Raw genomic sequence first — 17,853 nt, forward strand, 5'->3', positions numbered from 1 at the left:
CTGCCGGGGGCCTCAAGGGAGCAAGAGCTCGGTGTGGGCTACGCCGCTTCCGGGGTGCGGGCTTCGGCCAGCGCGTCGAAGACGCCCTTGATCTGCTCGACAACTTCGGCGTCGTCCTTCGGGTGAACTTCGGCAAAGCGGACCATCGAGCCGGGGACTGCCATCTTGACGTTTTCGAGGACCTGGGCGCCGGCGATGCCGACGGCCTTGCGGGCCTCGTCCTGGGCCCAGACGCCGCCGAACTGGCCGAAGGCGGTGCCGACGACGGCGGTGGGCTTGCCGGCGAGGGCGCCGGCGCCGAACGGGCGGGACAGCCAATCAATGGCGTTCTTCAGGGAGGCCGGGACCGTGCCGTTGTGTTCCGGCGTGACCAGCAGGAGGGTGTCGGCGTCGTTGGCTGCTGCGCGCAGGGCGGCCGCCGCTGCGGGCACCTGGCCTTCGACGTCGATGTCCTCGTTGTAGAACGGGATGTTGCCGAGGCTCTCGTGAATGACGACGTTCACCTGGTCCGGCGCGTTGAGCTGGATGGCCTCGGCCAGCTGCTGGTTGGTGGAGCCGGCGCGCAGGCTGCCGACGAGGGTGAGGACGGTCTTCTTGGACATGTGTACTCCTATGCGTCACGCCGCGGGACGGTTCCTGCGGCTGGCTGGTCGTGAGGCTTTGAGGCCTTCACCCAGATTAAACGGACCGCGGTCCGGTTGTATTCCCAGGCGCTAGAATCAGCGGTGTGAGCCTCATCCCGATCCGTCCCGGTGCCCAGCCCGGGGGAGGGCGCGCCCCCGGGCCCGCCGCAGAGTCCGAGCGCCGTGACGCGGCGCGCAACAGGGAGCTCCTGCTCTGCGCGGCCCGGGAAATCGTTGAGGAATCCGGCGCCGACGCGCTCACCATGGACCGGCTGGCCCAGCGTGCCGGCGTTGGCAAGGGAACAGTCTTCCGGCGGTTCGGCAGCCGTGCCGGGCTGATGATGGCGCTCCTGAGCGGTGCCGAGGCCGAGTTCCAGGGCCGGTTCATGTTCGGCCCGCCTCCGGTGGGCCCCGGTGCGCCGCCACTGGAGCGCCTGATCGCCGTCGGGGCCGCGCGCATATCCTGGATCCTGGAATTCGGGGAGCTGGCCCGGGCCGCCGACGCCTCGGTCTACAACAGGTTCGATGTCCCGCCGGCCGTCCTCTGGCACCGCCACCTCGAGATGCTGCTGCGCGAAGCCGGCGTGACGGCGGACCCGTGGCTCATGGCGTCGGCCCTGGGCGCTGCGCTGGAGCCGGAACTGCTGCTGCACGCTGTCGGCGTGCACGGGATCGCGCCCGAGCGGCTCGCGGAAACGTGGCGGGAACTCGTCACGCGCGTAGTGGGTGGCGGGTAGCGGCCGGAGCGGTAGCCTAGGCACCATGAGCAACGATTCAGCCCGGCCCATCCGCACCGGCGTCGCCGGGTTCGGTCTCTCGGGCAGCGTCTTCCATGCCCCGTTTCTTGCCGCGAACCACGCCTTCTCGCTGGATGTCATCTCGACGTCCGACGCCGGCCGGAAGTCTGCCGCCGCCGCCAGCTACCCGGCGGCCAGGATCGTCGACACCCCGGCCGGCATCCTGGAGCTCGCCGGCGAGCTGGACTTGCTGGTGCTCGGCACGCCGCCGGCCACCCATTACCCGCTCGCAAAGGCGGCGCTGGAAGCAGGCCTCGACGTCGTCGTCGACAAGCCGTTCGCGGTGCGCAGTGCGGAAGGACAGGAACTCATCGACCTCGCCGCGCGGCGGGGCCGGGTGCTCACCGTGTTCCAGAACCGGCGCTGGGACGGCGACTTCCTGACGGTCAAAGGACTCATAGACACGGGACTCCTCGGCACAGTGACCCGGTTTGAGTCCCGCTTTGAGCGGTGGTCGCCCGACGTCTCCAAAGCGTGGAAGGCGGCCGCGACCTCGGACGACGGCGGCGGGGTTCTCTTCGACCTCGGCACCCACCTGCTGGACCAGGCGGTGCAGCTCTTCGGCCCGGCGACGGTGACGCATGCGGAACTGGAGGTCCGGCGGCCGGGCGAGAAGGCCGACGACGACGTCTTCGTGGCCCTGCGCCACGGGTCAGGAGTAATCAGCCATCTGTGGATGAACATGCTCTGTGCCCAGCAGGGTCCGCGCTACCGCGTGCTGGGCAGCACTGGAGGTTTTTCCAAGCACGGTGTGGACCCGCAGGAGCCCTACATTGTGGCCGGCGGCAGCCCGCTGGACGCCGACTACGGCGTCGAGGACCCGGACTGGGCCGGGCTGCTGGGACGCGACGGGCACCTGGACCGGCTGCCCACCGAACGCGGCGCTTACCCCGAGTTCTACCGGATCCTGGCGGCGAAGATCGCCGACGGCGGGGCGGCCTCGGCGCTGCCCGTCCCCGTCGACCCCGCCGGGCCCGTCGAGGTGCTGCGGCTCATCGAGCAGGCTCGGGCTTTGGCCTGACGGGCTTCACTGACCGGGCTTAAAGAGCAATCGACTGCTCCGCAACTGCCGTTTTGGGGGTCCAAAAGGGCGGTTACGGAGCAGCCGATGCGGTGATGCTTACGCGGAGACCAGCTGGTGCCAGTCGGCGACGAGGGGCAGGTTGTGCGCCTCGGAGACGGAGTGGTGGGCAACCTTGCCCGCGGCGATGTTCAGGCCGGCGGCCAGGGCAGCGTCACGCTCGAAGGCAGCCTTGACGCCCAGGTTGGCCAGGGCCACGGCGTAGCGCAGGGTGACGTTGGTCAGCGCGTAGGTGGAGGTGTTCGGGACGGCGCCGGGCATGTTGGCCACGCAGTAGAAGATCGTGTTGTGGACCTTGTACGTCGGTTCCTGGTGCGTGGTGGGGTGGGTGTCCTCGAAGCAGCCGCCCTGGTCCACGGCGATGTCCACCAGCACGGAGCCGGGCTTCATCCGGGACACGAGTTCGTTGGTGACCAGCTTGGGGGCCTTGGCGCCCGGGATCAGGACGGAGCCGATCACGAGGTCGGCGTCCACGACGGACTTCTCGATTTCGTAGGAGTTGGACGCGACCGTCTTCAGGCGGCCCTGGTACTGGGCGTCGAGCTCGCGCAGGCGGTTGATGTTGATGTCCAGGATGGTGACGTCGGCGCCGAGGCCCAGGGCCATGGCGGCAGCGTTCGTGCCGGCAACACCGGCGCCCAGGACAACCACCTTGGCCGGGCGGACACCGGGGACGCCGCCGAGCAACACGCCCTTGCCGCCGGCCGGGGCCATCAGGGAGGTCGCGCCGACCTGCACGGACAGGCGTCCGGCAACTTCGGACATCGGGGCCAGCAGCGGCAGGGACCGGCCTTCCTGGACGGTCTCGTAGGCGATCGCGGTGACGCCGGAGTTGATCAGTTCCTGGGTCAGTTCCGGCTCGGCAGCCAGGTGCAGGTAGGTGAAGAGGATCAGGCCCTTGCGGAAGCGGTGGTATTCAGCCTTGACCGGTTCCTTGACCTTCATGACCATGTCGGCGCGGGCCCAGACGTCGTCGGCTTCGGCGACGATCTCGGCGCCGGCAATCGCGTATTCCTCGTCAGTGATGCCGGAGCCCAGGCCGGCGCCGCGCTCTACGAGGACAACGTGGCCGTGGGTGCGGAATTCGTGAACGCCCGCTGCCGTGATGGCGACGCGGAATTCGTTGTTCTTGATCTCTTTGGGGACACCGATGATCATTTTTTTGCTCCAGTAGTGGCGGCCTCGCGGGCCTGGATGAGCGGGGGATTTCGTAATTCCAGAATAGATCCGGCTGTGAGGCAGGCGACAGGAGTGTCTGGCCGGTCCAAGGCCCCGGCCCCGCCTTTCCGGGGTTTTCCGAATCCTGTGGTAGACATTTGTCGAGATAGCGGGCGTCAGGTGTCGGCTCGTGTCCGTTCGTGTCCGCATTCGCAGTGCGGCCGTCCGGCGCAGTAGTGTGGCAGCATGCAGCAGCAGGACGTGGAGCAGCTCGTGGAGCAGGTGGCGCAGCGGCTGGGCCGCGGTCTCTCGCTCGAGGACCTGGACGGTTTGCTCCTCGCTTACAGTTCCAACCAGTCGCATGCGGACCGCGTGCGGGTGAACTTCCTGCTGAGCAAGCGCGTCCCGGTGGAAGTCAGTGCGTGGCAGCTTTCCCACGGGATCGCGACGGCGGTCCGGCCGGTGGTCGTGCCGGCCAACGCGGATCTCGGCATGCTGGGCCGGGTGTGCGTGCCGCTGCTGGTGCGCGGCTTCCGGGTGGGGTACCTGTGGGTCCAGCTTGATCCCGAGGAACCCAGCGCCGCAACCGTTCTCGCCCAGCTGCCGGACGTGGCGCGGGAGCTGGAACAGCTGTCCTCCCTGCTGCTGGATTCCAACACTGCAGAGTCCGAGTTCCGCCGCCGCCGCGAGCAGGAGTTCCTGGCCGCCTGCGCCGGTGAAGCCAACGCGGCCGCGGCTGTGGCGGGCTGGAAAGAGGTCCAGGGCAAGGGGCCGTGGCAGCTGGTGACTGTCCTGGACGCAGACGGCTGGGCCGGGGGGTCGGATCCCATCGCGGACACGCTCATCCACCGCTCCGCGGCACTGCAGGCCACCATCGGCGTCGACGCCGCCTTGTTCAGTGCCGGCACCGAAACCCATGCCGTGGTGCTCTTCAAGGAATCCACCGGACGGGCTGACCACGCCCAGGTCCTGGTCCACTACCAGCTGGAACTCGCCAAACGCTCGGGGCGGACGGTCCGGCGGATCATCCTCGGCACCAGCGAGGGATTCGCCAAGCCGCGCGAACTCGCCGAGGCCTACCGGGAATCCCGGCAGGCGGCCCAGGCGGCGGCGGTGGATCCCCAGCTGGGAGAGCTCGTCGACTGCCGGGCCACCGGCGTCTACCAGCTTTTGGCATCAGCCGGCGGCGGCGCGGGCGCCTGGGCGGACGCGGGATCCGTGTATTTCCGCATCCTCGAAGACCATGACCGGAACCACGAGCTGCTTCCCGTCCTGGAGCTGTTCTATGACAACGACGGCTCGGTCCAGGAGGTCGCGACCAAGCTGCACCTCCACCGGAGCAGCATCTACAACCGGCTGGGCCGGATCCGGCAACTGCTGGGCGTGGACCCGCTGAAGGGAATGGTGCGGCTGGAGCTTCACGCCGCGCTCAAGGCCCGGCGCTGGGCCGGCCGGCCCCGGATTTAGCCCTCGCGGTTCGACGCGTCGGCGTCGAGGACCAGTCCGGCGTCCGGGCCGGCAACAGCGGCGTCCGTCCCGGACTGGCGGGCGGCGCTCCGACGTCGGGATATCCGGCTATCCACCCAGAGGGACACGGCAACGAACGCGACGCCGCTGGCCATATAGGTGGCGGTGTTGTTCAGGCCCATCGCGGTTCCGACGAAGCCGGCGAGCAGCATGGCGGCGATGCCTGCCACGATGTGCCATCCTCTGAATTTACCCACAATTCAAGAGTAACCCGCGGCCTTTCTGTGTTTCGGCGTCGGACTGTGATCGTTGCTTGATCCTTATCACTGCTTCATGAATCGCCTGTTTATGAAGCATCTGGGTCGTCATCCTGGCCGGGCAGCGTGCCCGCGCCCGCACTATTCTTCTTCTGCGTTTCGAGCCAGGCCATGATGTCGGCCAGCCGGATCCGCCGGTGCGTTCCGCGGTACTCCACCGGAATCTCGCCGCGGTCGGTCATGTTCCGCAGATAGGTGTGCGAGATCCCCGCCAGCTCCGCGGCCCGCGACGTCGTCAGCATCTCCTCGACGCTGCTGACCGTGACGGCCTCGCCGCGGCTGAAGCGGCCCAGCATATCGACGACGGCGTCCCTCGCCTCGGGCGGGAGGCGGTGGACGGTGCCGTCCACGAACACCGTGATGTCGTGGCTGCCGTCGAGGGCGTACTTGAGTTTCTCTGCGTCCTCGGCCGGAAGGCCGGCCGTCACCCTGGGAGCTATCAGTGCCATGAGTGCATCCTAACGGCTGCATTCTGGCGGCCGGATCCGCCGGCGGGGACGCCGGCGGTCCAGCCGTTGGCGCTTCGTCCGTTACAGCCCGAGATCCTCCAGGACCGGCAGCTTGGCCCGGACCCAGGCCCGGGCCTCCGTTGCGCTCGGCGCGGACAGGGCCAGCTTGGCCAGCTCCTGGGCTTCGGCCAGGGTGACGGTCTTCAGTACGGCAGCGACGGCCGCGATGGAGCGCGCCGTCATGGACAGCGTGGTGACGCCCAAGCCCGTGAGGACGACGGCGAGGGCCGGGTCTGCGGCGGCCTCGCCGCACACGCCCACGGGCTTGTTGTGGCCCTCGGCCCTTGAGCCCTCCACCGTCAGGCCCACGAGCCGCAGCACGGCCGGCTGCCAGGGCGTGTTGAGGGCAGCCAGCGGGCCGAGCTGGCGGTCCGCGGCCATGGCGTACTGGGTGAGGTCGTTGGTGCCCAGGCTCGCGAAGCCGACCTCGCGGAGAATGGCCTCGGCGGTGAGCGCGGCGGACGGGACCTCCACCATGACACCGGGGGTCTTGATCCCCGCCGCGGCACACAGCGAGGCGAAGCGGGCGGCCTCCTCCGCGGTGGAAATCATCGGGGCCATCACCCAGACGTCGGCTTCGGAGGCTTGCTCGGCCAGGGCGATGGCCTGCAGTTGGCGCTCCAGGACCCCCGGCGTGGTGAAGTCGGTCCGGTAGCCGCGGACGCCCAGAGCGGGGTTGGGCTCAGTGGCGTCGGTCAGGAACGGCAGCGGTTTGTCCGCGCCGGCGTCGAGCGTGCGGAGCACCACTTTCTTGCCCGGGAAGGCATCGAAGACGCCCTTGTAGGCGGCGGCCTGCTCCTCCACGGTCGGTTCGGTGTCCCGTTCGAGGAAGCAGAACTCGGTTCGGAACAGGCCCACGCCCTGGGCGTTGAGCCCGGCCGCGGCTACAGCGTCTTTGGCGCCGCCGACGTTGGCCAGAAGCGGGACCAGGTGACCGTCCGCCGTCGTGCCCGTCCCGTCGAAGGCGGCCAGCAGTGACGCGGTGGCGGCCCAGTGGGCCGCGGCGGCGCGCTGGCTCTCGCCGGGCTCCGCGGTGATGAGCCCGGCGGCGCCGTCCACGTATACCTCGGTGCCGTCGGCGAGCTCATCGACTCCGGTGGCGGCCACGACGGCGGGCAGGCCCAGCGAGCGGGCAATGATGGCGGTGTGGGACTGCGGACCGCCGCCCGCGGTGACCAGGGCCAGGATTTTCTCCGGATCCAGGGTGGCGGTGTCGGCCGGGGCCAGGTCCTCGGCGATCAGGATGAAAGGCGTGGCGGATACGGGAATGCCCGGCGCGGGCACTCCGCGCAGTTCCGCAACGATGCGGGCCCGGACATCCAGGACGTCGGTGGCGCGCTCGGCCATGTAGCCGCCCAGGTTGTGCAGCATTTCCGAGACCGAGGCGCCGGCTTCCCAGATCGCCCGCTGCGCGGAGGTGCCGCGGCCGATCAGCTTCGTGGCGGATTTGAGCAGCATGGTGTCGGTGGCCATGAGTGCCGTGGCCTCAAGGACGGCCTTGCCGTCGCCCGTGACGGTCTCGGCGCGGGCTTTGAGCTCGTCGTGGACCGCCTTTGCCGCGGCCTTCAGCGCCGCCGTCGCCTCTTCCGCCGTGACGCCGGCGGGCAGTTGCTCTCCGGCGGGCGGTTCGCTGATCGGTTTGGGCATCTGCCGGACGGTGCCGATGATGCGGCCGGGGCTAACGCCTACTCCTGGGAAGTTCTGCACTGAAGGTCCTCATTCTCTGTCGTAGGCCAATGGCCACTAAGCCGGTTAACCAGGTGCCGCCGCTGATCCTGCTGATCATTTGTGCTGCGCGTGACGGCTACGTCTGCGGGCGGATCACGGCACCTGCAAAAATTGTATGTGATGTAGTTCATATAGCGTTGCTATAGGTGCTAGGGTAGCGGTTATGAGTATCGATGGCCAGCTACCACCCAAAGCCCGGCTGCTGCGTGCGGCCGCCGAGCTGCTGGCCAACTCCGGCGGGTCCGCAGTCTCGACCCGTCAGATCACGCAATTGGCCGGTGTTACGGCGCCGACCCTTTACCACCACTTTGGCGACAAGGAAGGGCTGTTCGACGCCGTCGTCGCAGCGGGTTTTGACGAATATGTCGCGGGCGAACGCGACTTCGCGCCCTCTGGCCAGCCGCTGGAGGACATCCGGAGGATGTGGGACAACCACGTACAGTTCGGGCTGAAACAGCCGGAACTGTACCTCGTCATGTTTGGCAACATCCGCCCTGAGAGCAGGCCGGCGATCGTCGCCGATGCCGAGGCCCTCATGGAGGAGATGCTCAACAAGGCGGCTGTCTCCGGCCAGCTCAACGTCCCGCCCCGGGAGGCTGCCCGGTCCATCCTGGCGGCCAACGTGGGTGTGACCCTCATGTTGATCGCGGAAAAGGCGCCCGAACGCAACCTCGAGCTGTCCACCATGACCCGCGACGCCATGATCTTTGCGGTTTCCACGGAACAGGCCCGGACCAACGATTCTGATGACAGCGGAAAATCCTCCGTGGTTGTGGCGGCAATCGCATTGAACGCAGCACTCCAGGCGTCCCACTCGGACCAGCTCTCCAGTTCGGAACTCAAGCTCTTCCTCGAATGGCTCCACCGGATCTCCACCAGCTCCACCAGCTAGCTCGGCGAAATTATCGGACCATCCTGCAAAGCAGCGGGAACGACGGTTAGGAATTCACATGGCAACAGAGACAGTTGCGAAACCAAAGACCAGCGTGCGGGTACACGTCCAGAAATTCGGGACGTTCCTGTCCGGAATGATCATGCCCAACATCGGTGCTTTTATCGCCTGGGGCTTCATCACGGCGCTCTTCATCCCAGCGGGCTTCTTTCCCAATGCGGACCTCGCCAAGCTTGTCGGTCCGATCATCACGTACCTGCTCCCGCTCCTGATCGGCTACACGGGCGGCCGGATGGTCTACGGCGTGCGTGGCGGCGTGGTGGGTGCCGTGGCCACGATGGGTGTGATCGTCGGTACCGACATCCCCATGTTCATTGGCGCCATGATCCTAGGGCCGCTCACGGCCTGGCTCATGATGAAGGTCGACAAGATCTGGGAAGGCCGCGTCAAGCCCGGCTTCGAGATGCTGATCGACAACTTCTCGGCCGGCATCCTTGCCGCCATCATGGCGGCCGTCGGCATGCTCGTGGTCGGCCCGGTGGTGAAAGCGTTCAGCAACGGCGCCAGCGCCGTGGTCGAATTCCTCGTCGTCAACGGGCTGCTGCCCTTCACCAGCATCTTCATCGAGCCCGCAAAGGTCCTGTTCCTGAACAACGCCGTCAACCACGGCATCCTCACGCCGCTGGGCACGCAGCAGGCGCTCGAACAGGGCAAATCCATCCTGTTCCTGCTTGAAGCAAACCCCGGTCCGGGCTTCGGCATCCTCCTCGCCTACTCATTCTTCGGCAAGGGCCTGGCCAAGGCGTCCGCGCCGGGCGCAGCCGTGATTCAGTTCATCGGCGGCATCCACGAGATCTATTTCCCGTACGTGCTGATGAAGCCGATGACGATCTTCGCCGCAATCGGCGGCGGCATGACAGGCATCTTCACCCTGGTGGTCACCGGCGCCGGACTCCGGTCCCCGGCCGCCCCGGGCAGCATCATCGCCGTCTACGCCGCCACCGCACGCGACAGCTACGTCGGCGTGACACTCTCGGTGCTGTTCGCCACCACGGTGTCCTTCCTCATCGCCTCGGTGGTCCTGAAAGCCAGCAAGGCACCCGCGGAGGACGACCTCGACGAGGCCACCCACCGGATGGAGGCCCTGAAGGGCAAGAAGAGCTCGGTTGCCTCCGCCCTCACCGGTGCCGGCATGAATGCCGGCGGCGTCGCGGTCCTCGCGGGCCCGGTGAAGAACATTGTCTTCGCCTGCGACGCCGGCATGGGCTCCAGCGCGATGGGCGCCTCGGTGCTGCGCAACAAGATCAAGGCTGCCGGCTTCGCGGACGTCAAGGTCACCAACTCCGCAATCGCCAACCTCAGCGACACCTACGACGTCGTCATCACCCACCAGGACCTGACCGAGCGGGCCAAACCCGCCACGGCCAGCGCAGTGCACGTGTCCGTGGACAACTTCATGAACAGCCCGCGGTACGACGAGATCGTGGAGCTGGTGAGGGCCAGCAACACGGACGGGGGAGAGGCTCCCGACGCCGGGGCTCCGGCTACCGCATCTCCTGCCGTCGGCGGCACACCGGAAGCCACCGCTGAGGCTCCCGCCGAAGAGGCTGGCCCGGCGGGCATTCTCGTGGCCGAAAGCGTCATCCTCAACGGCACCGCAACCACGCGGGACGCCGCGATCGATGAGGCCGGGCAGCTCCTGCTGGACCGCGGCGCCGTCGACTCCGGCTACCTGGACGCCATGCACGAACGCGAGGAATCCGTCTCCACCTACATGGGCAGCTACCTCGCGATCCCGCACGGCACCAACGCCGCGAAGGACCACATCATGAAGTCCGCGGTGTCGGTGATCCGCTATCCAAACGGCATCGACTGGAACGGCAAGGAAGTGAAGTTCGTCGTCGGCGTCGCCGGCATCAACAACGAACACCTGCAGATCCTGTCCTCGATCGCCAAGGTCTTCACCAACAAGGCACAGGTCGCGCAGCTCGAAGCGGCCACCACGGTTGACGAAGTCCTCGCCCTCTTCGGAAAGGTCAACTCCTAGTGAAGGCTGTTCATTTCGGAGCGGGAAACATCGGGCGCGGATTCGTTGGCCTGCTGCTGCACGATGCCGGGTATGAGGTGGTGTTCGCCGACGTCGCGGACGCCCTCATCACCCAGCTGGCTGCCGCGGACAGCTACCAGGTCCACGAGGTGGGAGACAACCCCGCCGTCCGGACCGTCGACAACTTCCGCGCGCTGAACTCCGGCACCCAGGAAGCCGACGTCGTCGCGGAAATCGCGACGGCGGACATCGTCACCACCGCCGTGGGGCCGCACATCCTGAAGTTCGTGGCGCCCGTGATCGCCAAGGGGATCGCGGCCCGCGCGGCCGGGCTGGGGCCCCTGCAGGTGATGGCGTGCGAGAACGCCATCAACGCGACCGACATCCTGAAATCCGAAGTCGCGGCCCAGTGGGATCCGGCCGCCGGATCCCTGGACGCTGCCGCGGTGTTCGCCAACACGGCGGTGGACCGGATCGTGCCCAACCAGGAGGCCGGCCAGGGCCTTGACGTCACGGTGGAGACGTTCTACGAGTGGGTGATCGACCGTACCCCGTTCGCCGGGAAAGAGCCGGTCATTCCGGGAGCGACCTTCGTTGACGACCTCGAACCCTACATCGAGCGGAAGCTGTTCACGGTGAACACCGGCCACGCGGCGGCGGCCTACTTCGGTTTCGAAGCGGGCCTGGGCAAGATTTCCGAGGCCATGGCCGATCAGGACGTCGCGGCAGACGTCCGCGCCGTCCTGGACGAAACCAAGGAACTCCTGGTGGCCAAGCACGGCTTCAACCGCGAGGAGCAGGAGGCCTATGTGGAGAAAATTCTGGGCCGCTTCTCCAACCCGCACTTGCCGGACACTGTCACCCGGGTGGGCCGCGCCCCGCTGCGCAAACTCGGCCGGCACGAACGCTTCATCGGCCCCGCCGCCGAGCTGGCCGAACGCGGGATTGTCCCGGAGGCACTGCTCGGGGCGATCGCCTCGGCCCTGCGCTTCAACGATCCGGCGGACGCCGAGGCCGTGGAGCTGGCGAAAATCCTGTCCGCATCCACGCCCGCCGAGGCCACGGAGAAGATCACGGGCCTGGCGCCTGGCCACCCGCTCTTCGCCCCTGTCTCGTCCCTCATTGAGGAAGCCAAGGCGGTCGTCTAGCCTCTTGCGATAACGCCGAGCACTAAACGCCGACGCCGCAGCTCGCCTGAGTTGCGGCGTCGGCGTGTTTAAGCCCCCGCAGAGGTGGGCCCACCGTCACCCGCCCGTTGCGCTATCACTTATGGCTCGTATTCGGCGGTTTTAGCGGCCATAAGTGATAGGGCAACCCACCCCCATTGACCATTAGGGCGCCTAACTGTTAGGCTACCTAACTATGAACGCTGAACCGGCCGACCCCGGCCTCCTCGCCCTCGCCCAGGACTTCCGCGAGGCCCTTCGCCACAGCATCTACCTCGTCCGCCGCCTGGACGCCGACGGCGAACTGAGTGCCGCGCAGCTCAGCACCCTCAAGATGCTGATGGACTCCGGCCCCGCGTCCGCCGGGGCCGGCGCCTCCGGGTCCGGAGTGCGCGTGGGGGAGATCGCCCGGAACCTCGGCGTCAAAGTGCCCAGCGCCACCGAACAGATCATCAAGCTCGAGCGCGTCGGCCTCGCCCGCCGGGAACCGGACCCCAACGACTCCCGCGCTGTCCGCGTCACACTCACCCGAGAAGGCCGCGCCGCCGTCGAGTCCGCCAATGAGCGTCGCAACACCGTCATGGCCGGCATCCTCTCGTCCCTTTCGGACGACGACCGCGCCGCGCTTGCGGCCGCGCTGCCGGTCATCGGGAAGATCAACGCAACCCTCCAGGCCTGATACTCATCCGCAATCCGGATACTCACCCACAAATTCCAATCACTTAGGAGTGCCCCCCATGCACGGCCAGTCCGCCGACATACTGCCGGCAGCGGAAGTTACCCTCGAGGCCGAGAAAGCCTCACTACTCAAACAACCCAAGGCGGTTTGGGCGACGGCCCTCGCAGCCGTGTTCGCCTTCATGGGAATCGGCCTGGTGGACCCCATCCTGCCCGCGATCGCCAAGAACCTGGACGCCACGCCGAGCCAGGTGTCGCTGCTCTTCACGAGCTATTTCCTGGTGACCGCCGTCGCCATGCTGATCACCGGCTACGTCTCGTCCCGGATCGGCGGGAAGCGGACGCTGCTGATCGGACTGGCGGTGATCGTCGTCTTCGCCTCACTGTCCGGCACCTCGGTCAGCGTGGCTGAACTCATCGGCTTCCGCGCCGGCTGGGGACTGGGCAACGCCCTGTTCGTGGCCACGGCGCTGGCCGTGATCGTCGGCGTCGCAAGTGGCGGCGCCGGCACGGCAATCATCCTGTACGAGGCCGCCCTGGGCCTGGGTATTTCCCTCGGCCCGCTCCTGGGCGCATTGCTCGGCGGCTGGCAGTGGCGCGCACCGTTCTTCGGCACCGCCGTGCTCATGGCCTCGGCGTTCATCGCTCTCATTGCCCTGCTGCCCAAGACCCCGCTGCCCGAGCGCAAGGTCCGTCTCCGGGATCCGTTGCTGGCCCTGGGACACAAGGGGCTCAGGACGACGGCGGCCAGTGGCCTCTTCTACAACTATGGCTTCTTCACCGTCCTCGCCTTCACGCCCTTCATCCTGGGCATGGACGCCTACGGAATCGGCGGGGTGTTCTTCGGCTGGGGCGTCGCCGTCGCCGTCTTCTCAGTGTTTGTTGCTCCCGTGCTGCAGAACCGCTTCGGAGCTGTCCGGGTCCTCACTGGCACCCTGTTCCTGCTGATGCTGGACCTTGTGGGACTGGGCCTGTCCGCCGGGCACTCGGTGCCCGCCGTGGTGGTCCTCGTGGTCATTTCGGGGGCGCTCCTGGGCGTCAACAACACGATCTACACCGAGCTGGCCATGGGTGTTTCCGATTCGCCCCGGCCTGTCGCCTCCGCCGGCTACAACTTCGTGCGCTGGATGGGCGGCGCCCTGGCACCGTTCGCTGCCGCGCAGTTGGGCGAGCACTTCGGCCCGCAAGTGCCGTTCTACGCCGGTGCAGTGGCCATGGTGGTGGCTATTGCCGTGGTCTTCGGCGGACGCCGCTACCTGGCAGCGCACGAGCCGCACGTGGTCTAGCGAGCCGAGGTAACAGAAACGCCCATGTTCCGCGGAACATGGGCGTTTCTGTTACCCCCTGCGCTCGCAGGGAAGGCCTCAGGCCTTGGCGGAATCCTTGGCGGATCCCTTGGGCACGAACAGTGTCTCGGCCTGTTCCAGGGACATCCCGTTGGTCTCGGGCACCTTGAACGCGACGAAGAAGAACGACGCCGCGGCGAACAGGGCGTACATGGCGTACGTCAGGGGCAGCGAGGCCGCGGCCATGACGGGGAAGCTCAGCGTGATGGCGAAGTTGGCGATCCACTGCGCGGCAGCGGCCAGGCCGAGGGCGCGGGCCCGGATCCGGGACGGGAAGATTTCGCCCAGCAGCACCCATACCAGCGGGCCCCACGAGGCGCCGAAGCTGATCACGAAGACGTTGGCGGCCACCAGGGCCGCGGGACCCCACGCGCCGGGCAGCGTGATGGCGTCACCGGAGCCGGTGGCCGAGCCGAAGGCCAGGGCCATGGTGCCCAGCGAGACGGCCATACCGATGGAACCCGCGAGCAGGATGGGGCGGCGGCCGATCCGGTCCACGAGGGCGATCGCGACCAGCGTCACCAGGATGTTCGTGACGGCGGTGGCCACGGAGATGGTCAGGGAATCCTTTTCCTGGAAGCCCACGGCCTTCCACAGCGTGGTGGAGTAGTAGAAGATCACGTTGATGCCGACGAACTGCTGCAGCACGGACAGGACGATGCCGACCCAGACAACCGGCTTCAGGCCCAGGACGTTGCCGCGCAGGGACCCCTTCTTGCCGGCGAGCTTGTCCTCCTCGATGGCCTCCTTGATCTCGCGCAGGTGGCGGTCGGTGTCCTCGCTGGGGGCAATCGACTGGAAGACCTTGAGGGCCTCGTCGTCCTTGCCCTTGAAGACCAGGAAGCGCGGGGACTCCGGCAGGGTGAAGGCGATCCAGCCGTAGATGACGGCGGGGACGGCTCCGGCCAGGAACATCCAGCGCCAGGCCTCGATGCCGACCCACAGGTTCTGGTCCGCTCCGCCGGCAGTGTTGGCGAAGACGGCGTCGGAGAGCAGGGCGGCGAAGATGCCGGTGGTGATGGCGAGCTGCTGGAGCGAGGCCAGGCGGCCGCGGACGTGCCGCGGCGAGATTTCGGAGATGTAGGCCGGTGCGATCACCGATGCCAGCCCGATGCCCAGGCCGCCTATCAGGCGCCAGAAGATCAGGTCCCAGACGCCGAAGCAGAAGCCGGTGCCGATGGCACTGGCCAGGAACAGCGCGGCGCCCAGCTTCATGGCCGGGATCCGGCCGTAGCGGTCGGCCACCTTGCCCGCGAGGTAGGCGCCGGCCGCGCAGCCAAGCAGGGCTACGGCGACGGCGAAGCCGGTCACGGCCTCGCTGAGCGCGAACTCCTCCTTGATGGCATCGACGGCGCCGTTGACCACGGACGAGTCGAAGCCGAAGAGGAAGCCGCCGACTGCGCCCGCCACGGCCAGCCAAATGACCCGTTTGGGGATCCTGGCGGTGGTCTGGTCCTGGGTGATGGTCATAAGGCTCCCTCGGCAACTCGCGGTCCACGGCCTGCGCCGCAGCTACCAAGTCTTACACCGGACCCGGTGCGGTGCCTGTCACAAGGCCGGAAAATGAGAGCAAGCTTACATTCCGGGGAAACAGCGACGGCAGGCAGTCCAAACGACTGCCTGCCGTGACGCATTGCTGCATTGAAGCCCTAGTGGGCGGCGGCCGCGGCGCTCTCCCTGGATACCGTCTTCGGGTCCGTGAGTTTCTTGTTCGGCAGGGCGAAGGTGATCAGGAAGGCGATGCCGGTGAGGACAGCGGCCGTGAGCATGACGGCGTCAATCGACTGCGCGAAGCCCTCCGTGATGGGCCGGGTCAACGTCGAATTGGCCGTGTGCAGCCAGCTGGTGTCATTCAGCGAGTCATTGCTGGCGCCGTTCTTGAAGAAGTCGTACAGCTTCGCGTTGGCGGGGTCCGCAGCCACGGCCGGATCCTTCAGCACCTTGAGGTATTCAGGGTCCTGCACGGCGTCCTTCATGCCGGTGGCGATCTTGTCGGCGGCGAGGCTGAAGAGCATGGAGATGAACACGGCCGTTCCAACCGCGCCGCCCATGGACCGGAAGAACGCGGCGGCGGAGGTGCCCACACCCATGTCCTTCGACGGAACGGAGACCTGCATGGCCAGCGTCAGGGGCTGCATGCAGAAGCCCAGTCCCAGGCCGAAGAACACGGCGATGAAGCCCGGGACCCACAGCGGCGTGTCGACGCCGAGGGAGAGGCCCATGACGACGGCGGCGCCGGTCAGGACGGCGGTGCCCAGGATCGGGAAGATCCGGTAGGTGCCCGATGCCGAGATGGTCCGGCCGGCCGTGATGGAGCCGGTGAGGATGCCCACGGTGAAGGTGATCATCATGAGGCCGGCCTCGGTGGGAGTCAGGCCCTTGACCAGCTGCAGGTACATCGGAAGCATCGCGATGGCACCGAACATGCCGATGCCGATGATGAAGTTCAGCAGCGAGGACAGGCCGAAGGTGATGTTCTGGAACAGCCGCAGCGGGATGAGCGCGTAGTCAGCGGCGTGCTTTTCGGCCAGCAGGAACGCAATGATGCCCACAACACCCAGTCCGTAGCAGAGGAAGGAGTTGGTGGAGCTCCAGCCCCACGTGCGGCCCTGCTCGGCGACGAGGAGGAGCGGGACGATCGCCAGGGTGATGGCGGCGGCGCCCCAGTAATCGATCTTCTGCTTCACATGCTTGGCGGGGAGGTGCAGGTACATGAACACCACCGTGAGCGCGGCGATGCCGATCGGCAGGTTGATGAGGAACACCCAGCGCCAGCCGTCGATTCCAAGGATGGTCTCGGTGCCTGCGAAGGCGCCGCCGATCACCGGGCCCAGGACGGAGGAGACGCCGAAGACGGACATGAAGTAGCCCTGGTACTTGGCGCGGTCCTTGAGCGCCACGATGTCGCCGATGATGGTCAGGGCGAGGGCCAGAAGGCCGCCGGCGCCCATGCCCTGGATGCCGCGGGCGATCGCGAGTTCGGTCATGGAGTGGACCGATCCGGCATAGAGCGAGCCGGCGAGGAAGATCAGGATGGCGATGAGGTACAGCGGGCGGCGTCCGAAGATGTCGCTGAGCTTGCCGTAGAGCGGCGTGCTCACCGTGGAGGTGATGAGGTAGGCGGTAGTGGCCCAGGCCTGCAGGGACAGGCCGTCGAGGTCGTTTGCGATCGTGTAGATCGAGGTGGACACGATCGTCTGGTCCAGCGAGGACAGGAACATGCCGAGCATGAGTCCCACCATGACGGTGATGGTCTGACGGTGGGTCAGGACCTCTCCTGCGGCGCGCACGGAGGTGGTTTTGGACATGACTGCTCCAAGGGGAAGTGTGGGGATCAAGCTGATAGTTGCTTTCAGTAACTATGTTACTGGCAGATTTGTTCCCGCTACTACCGTCCGAAGAAGAAAGTCCTTAGCGTTCCACCAGAATTCCGTCCGGATCGCACCAGATCATCGCGCCGGGCCGGATGGTCACGCCGCCGATCTCCAGCGGAACATCCACTTCCCCGGCGCCTTCTTTGGCGCTCTTGCGCGGGTTGCTGCCGAGCGCCTTCACGCCGAGCGGCAGCCCGGCGATGGCGAGCCGGTCCCGGATGGCCCCATTGATGACGACGCCGGCCCAGCCGTTAGCGACGGCGCTCGCCGCGATCATGTCCCCCATCAGTGCGGTGCGGAGAGACCCGGCGCCGTCGACCACCAGGACGGAGCCGCTTCCGGGAGTGGCCAGCAGGGACTTGACCAGCGCGTTGTCCTCGAAGCACCGGATGGTCCGGACCGGTCCGCTGAAGTGCGTGCGGCCGCCCAGGGACTGGAACTGCGCGGACACGGAGTCGAGCTCCTCGCCGCGCTCATCGTAAAGGTCTGCGGTATTGACGGCGGAAGCGTTCACGGTCACTCCTTCGGTGTCGGCAGCACGTGTTGGCTGCGGGTGTCATCCCCGAGACTCGCACATGCCCGGTTCCCGTGCCACCGCGGACAGTCCGCCGGGCAACTCTGCTGCGCGGTTCCGCCGCGCAACTCCGCCGCGCAACGCTGCCGCGATAGT

The 17,853-nt window shown here is 67.2% G+C and carries 16 protein-coding genes; 8 read left to right on the plus strand and 8 right to left on the minus strand.

From position 1 onward, the window contains the following. Positions 1 to 38: 38 nt before the first annotated feature. The gene (locus ACVWYS_RS19970; protein ID WP_116766713.1) at positions 39 to 602 is read right to left on the minus strand and encodes an NAD(P)H-dependent oxidoreductase; all 564 of its coding nucleotides are present in this window, start codon (positions 600 to 602) and stop codon (positions 39 to 41) included. Between the two features lie 125 nt (positions 603 to 727). On the opposite strand from ACVWYS_RS19970, the gene ACVWYS_RS19975 reads away from it, so the two are divergent. Continuing rightward, positions 728 to 1,360 (plus strand): TetR/AcrR family transcriptional regulator, encoded by a 633-nt coding sequence (locus ACVWYS_RS19975; RefSeq protein ID WP_344364748.1) that lies wholly within the window; start codon positions 728 to 730, stop codon positions 1,358 to 1,360. Positions 1,361 to 1,385: 25 nt separating this feature from the next. Beyond that, positions 1,386 to 2,441: a Gfo/Idh/MocA family protein gene (locus ACVWYS_RS19980; protein ID WP_456507953.1), complete on the plus strand. Its 1,056-nt coding sequence runs from the start codon at positions 1,386 to 1,388 to the stop codon at positions 2,439 to 2,441. Between the two features lie 99 nt (positions 2,442 to 2,540). Here ACVWYS_RS19980 and ald read toward each other — a convergent pair whose 3' ends face one another. Beyond that, a complete protein-coding gene (gene ald / locus ACVWYS_RS19985; RefSeq protein ID WP_116766711.1) occupies positions 2,541 to 3,659 on the minus strand; it encodes an alanine dehydrogenase in 1,119 nt (372 codons plus the stop codon). Between the two features lie 246 nt (positions 3,660 to 3,905). On the opposite strand from ald, the gene ACVWYS_RS19990 reads away from it, so the two are divergent. After that, on the plus strand, positions 3,906 to 5,126 hold the full coding sequence (locus tag ACVWYS_RS19990; RefSeq protein WP_456507954.1) for a PucR family transcriptional regulator: 1,221 nt from the start codon (positions 3,906 to 3,908) through the stop codon (positions 5,124 to 5,126). Here the strand turns inward: ACVWYS_RS19990 and ACVWYS_RS19995 are convergent. The 3 genes from ACVWYS_RS19995 to ptsP all read right to left on the minus strand — a co-directional run bounded on the left by ACVWYS_RS19995 (position 5,123) and on the right by ptsP (position 7,659). After that, entirely contained in the window at positions 5,123 to 5,356 is a 234-nt protein-coding gene (locus tag ACVWYS_RS19995) for a hypothetical protein (RefSeq protein ID WP_344364742.1), read from the minus strand. The two genes, ACVWYS_RS19990 and ACVWYS_RS19995, sit on opposite strands and share 4 nt — an antisense overlap. Positions 5,357 to 5,472: 116 nt before the next feature. After that, positions 5,473 to 5,892: a helix-turn-helix domain-containing protein gene (locus ACVWYS_RS20000; RefSeq protein WP_344364739.1), complete on the minus strand. Its 420-nt coding sequence runs from the start codon at positions 5,890 to 5,892 to the stop codon at positions 5,473 to 5,475. 81 nt (positions 5,893 to 5,973) lie between these two features. Next, complete coding sequence (gene ptsP, locus ACVWYS_RS20005; protein WP_456507955.1) at positions 5,974 to 7,659, minus strand: phosphoenolpyruvate--protein phosphotransferase; 1,686 nt, start codon at positions 7,657 to 7,659, stop codon at positions 5,974 to 5,976. A gap of 184 nt (positions 7,660 to 7,843) precedes the next feature. Between ptsP and ACVWYS_RS20010 the strand changes: the two genes are divergently transcribed. The 5 genes from ACVWYS_RS20010 to ACVWYS_RS20030 all read left to right on the plus strand — a co-directional run bounded on the left by ACVWYS_RS20010 (position 7,844) and on the right by ACVWYS_RS20030 (position 13,749). Then, positions 7,844 to 8,572, plus strand: coding sequence for a TetR/AcrR family transcriptional regulator (locus tag ACVWYS_RS20010; RefSeq protein WP_344364732.1), 729 nt, complete (start codon positions 7,844 to 7,846; stop codon positions 8,570 to 8,572). Positions 8,573 to 8,630: 58 nt separating this feature from the next. Continuing rightward, positions 8,631 to 10,619: a PTS mannitol transporter subunit IICBA gene (locus ACVWYS_RS20015; protein ID WP_456510262.1), complete on the plus strand. Its 1,989-nt coding sequence runs from the start codon at positions 8,631 to 8,633 to the stop codon at positions 10,617 to 10,619. Further along, positions 10,619 to 11,767: a mannitol-1-phosphate 5-dehydrogenase gene (locus ACVWYS_RS20020; protein ID WP_456507957.1), complete on the plus strand. Its 1,149-nt coding sequence runs from the start codon at positions 10,619 to 10,621 to the stop codon at positions 11,765 to 11,767. The genes ACVWYS_RS20015 and ACVWYS_RS20020 overlap by 1 nt, the downstream gene beginning before the upstream one ends. 214 nt (positions 11,768 to 11,981) lie before the next feature. Beyond that, complete coding sequence (locus ACVWYS_RS20025; protein ID WP_456507958.1) at positions 11,982 to 12,464, plus strand: MarR family transcriptional regulator; 483 nt, start codon at positions 11,982 to 11,984, stop codon at positions 12,462 to 12,464. Positions 12,465 to 12,522: 58 nt separating this feature from the next. Beyond that, positions 12,523 to 13,749, plus strand: a complete 1,227-nt coding sequence (locus tag ACVWYS_RS20030; RefSeq protein WP_116766702.1) for an MFS transporter — start codon at positions 12,523 to 12,525, stop codon at positions 13,747 to 13,749. 78 nt (positions 13,750 to 13,827) lie between these two features. On the opposite strand, the gene ACVWYS_RS20035 is transcribed toward ACVWYS_RS20030, so the two are convergent. The 3 genes from ACVWYS_RS20035 to rraA form a co-directional block, all read right to left on the minus strand. Next, positions 13,828 to 15,279 carry a sugar porter family MFS transporter gene (locus ACVWYS_RS20035; RefSeq protein WP_456507959.1) on the minus strand — a complete coding sequence of 484 codons (1,452 nt, stop codon included), beginning with the start codon at positions 15,277 to 15,279 and terminating at the stop codon, positions 13,828 to 13,830. A 179-nt stretch (positions 15,280 to 15,458) separates the two neighbouring features. Beyond that, entirely contained in the window at positions 15,459 to 17,117 is a 1,659-nt protein-coding gene (locus ACVWYS_RS20040) for an MDR family MFS transporter (protein WP_456507960.1), read from the minus strand. 103 nt (positions 17,118 to 17,220) lie between these two features. After that, positions 17,221 to 17,697 carry a ribonuclease E activity regulator RraA gene (gene rraA, locus ACVWYS_RS20045; RefSeq protein WP_456507961.1) on the minus strand — a complete coding sequence of 159 codons (477 nt, stop codon included), beginning with the start codon at positions 17,695 to 17,697 and terminating at the stop codon, positions 17,221 to 17,223. Positions 17,698 to 17,853 lie beyond the last annotated feature (156 nt).

Source organism: Arthrobacter sp. TE12231, assembly GCF_054062895.1.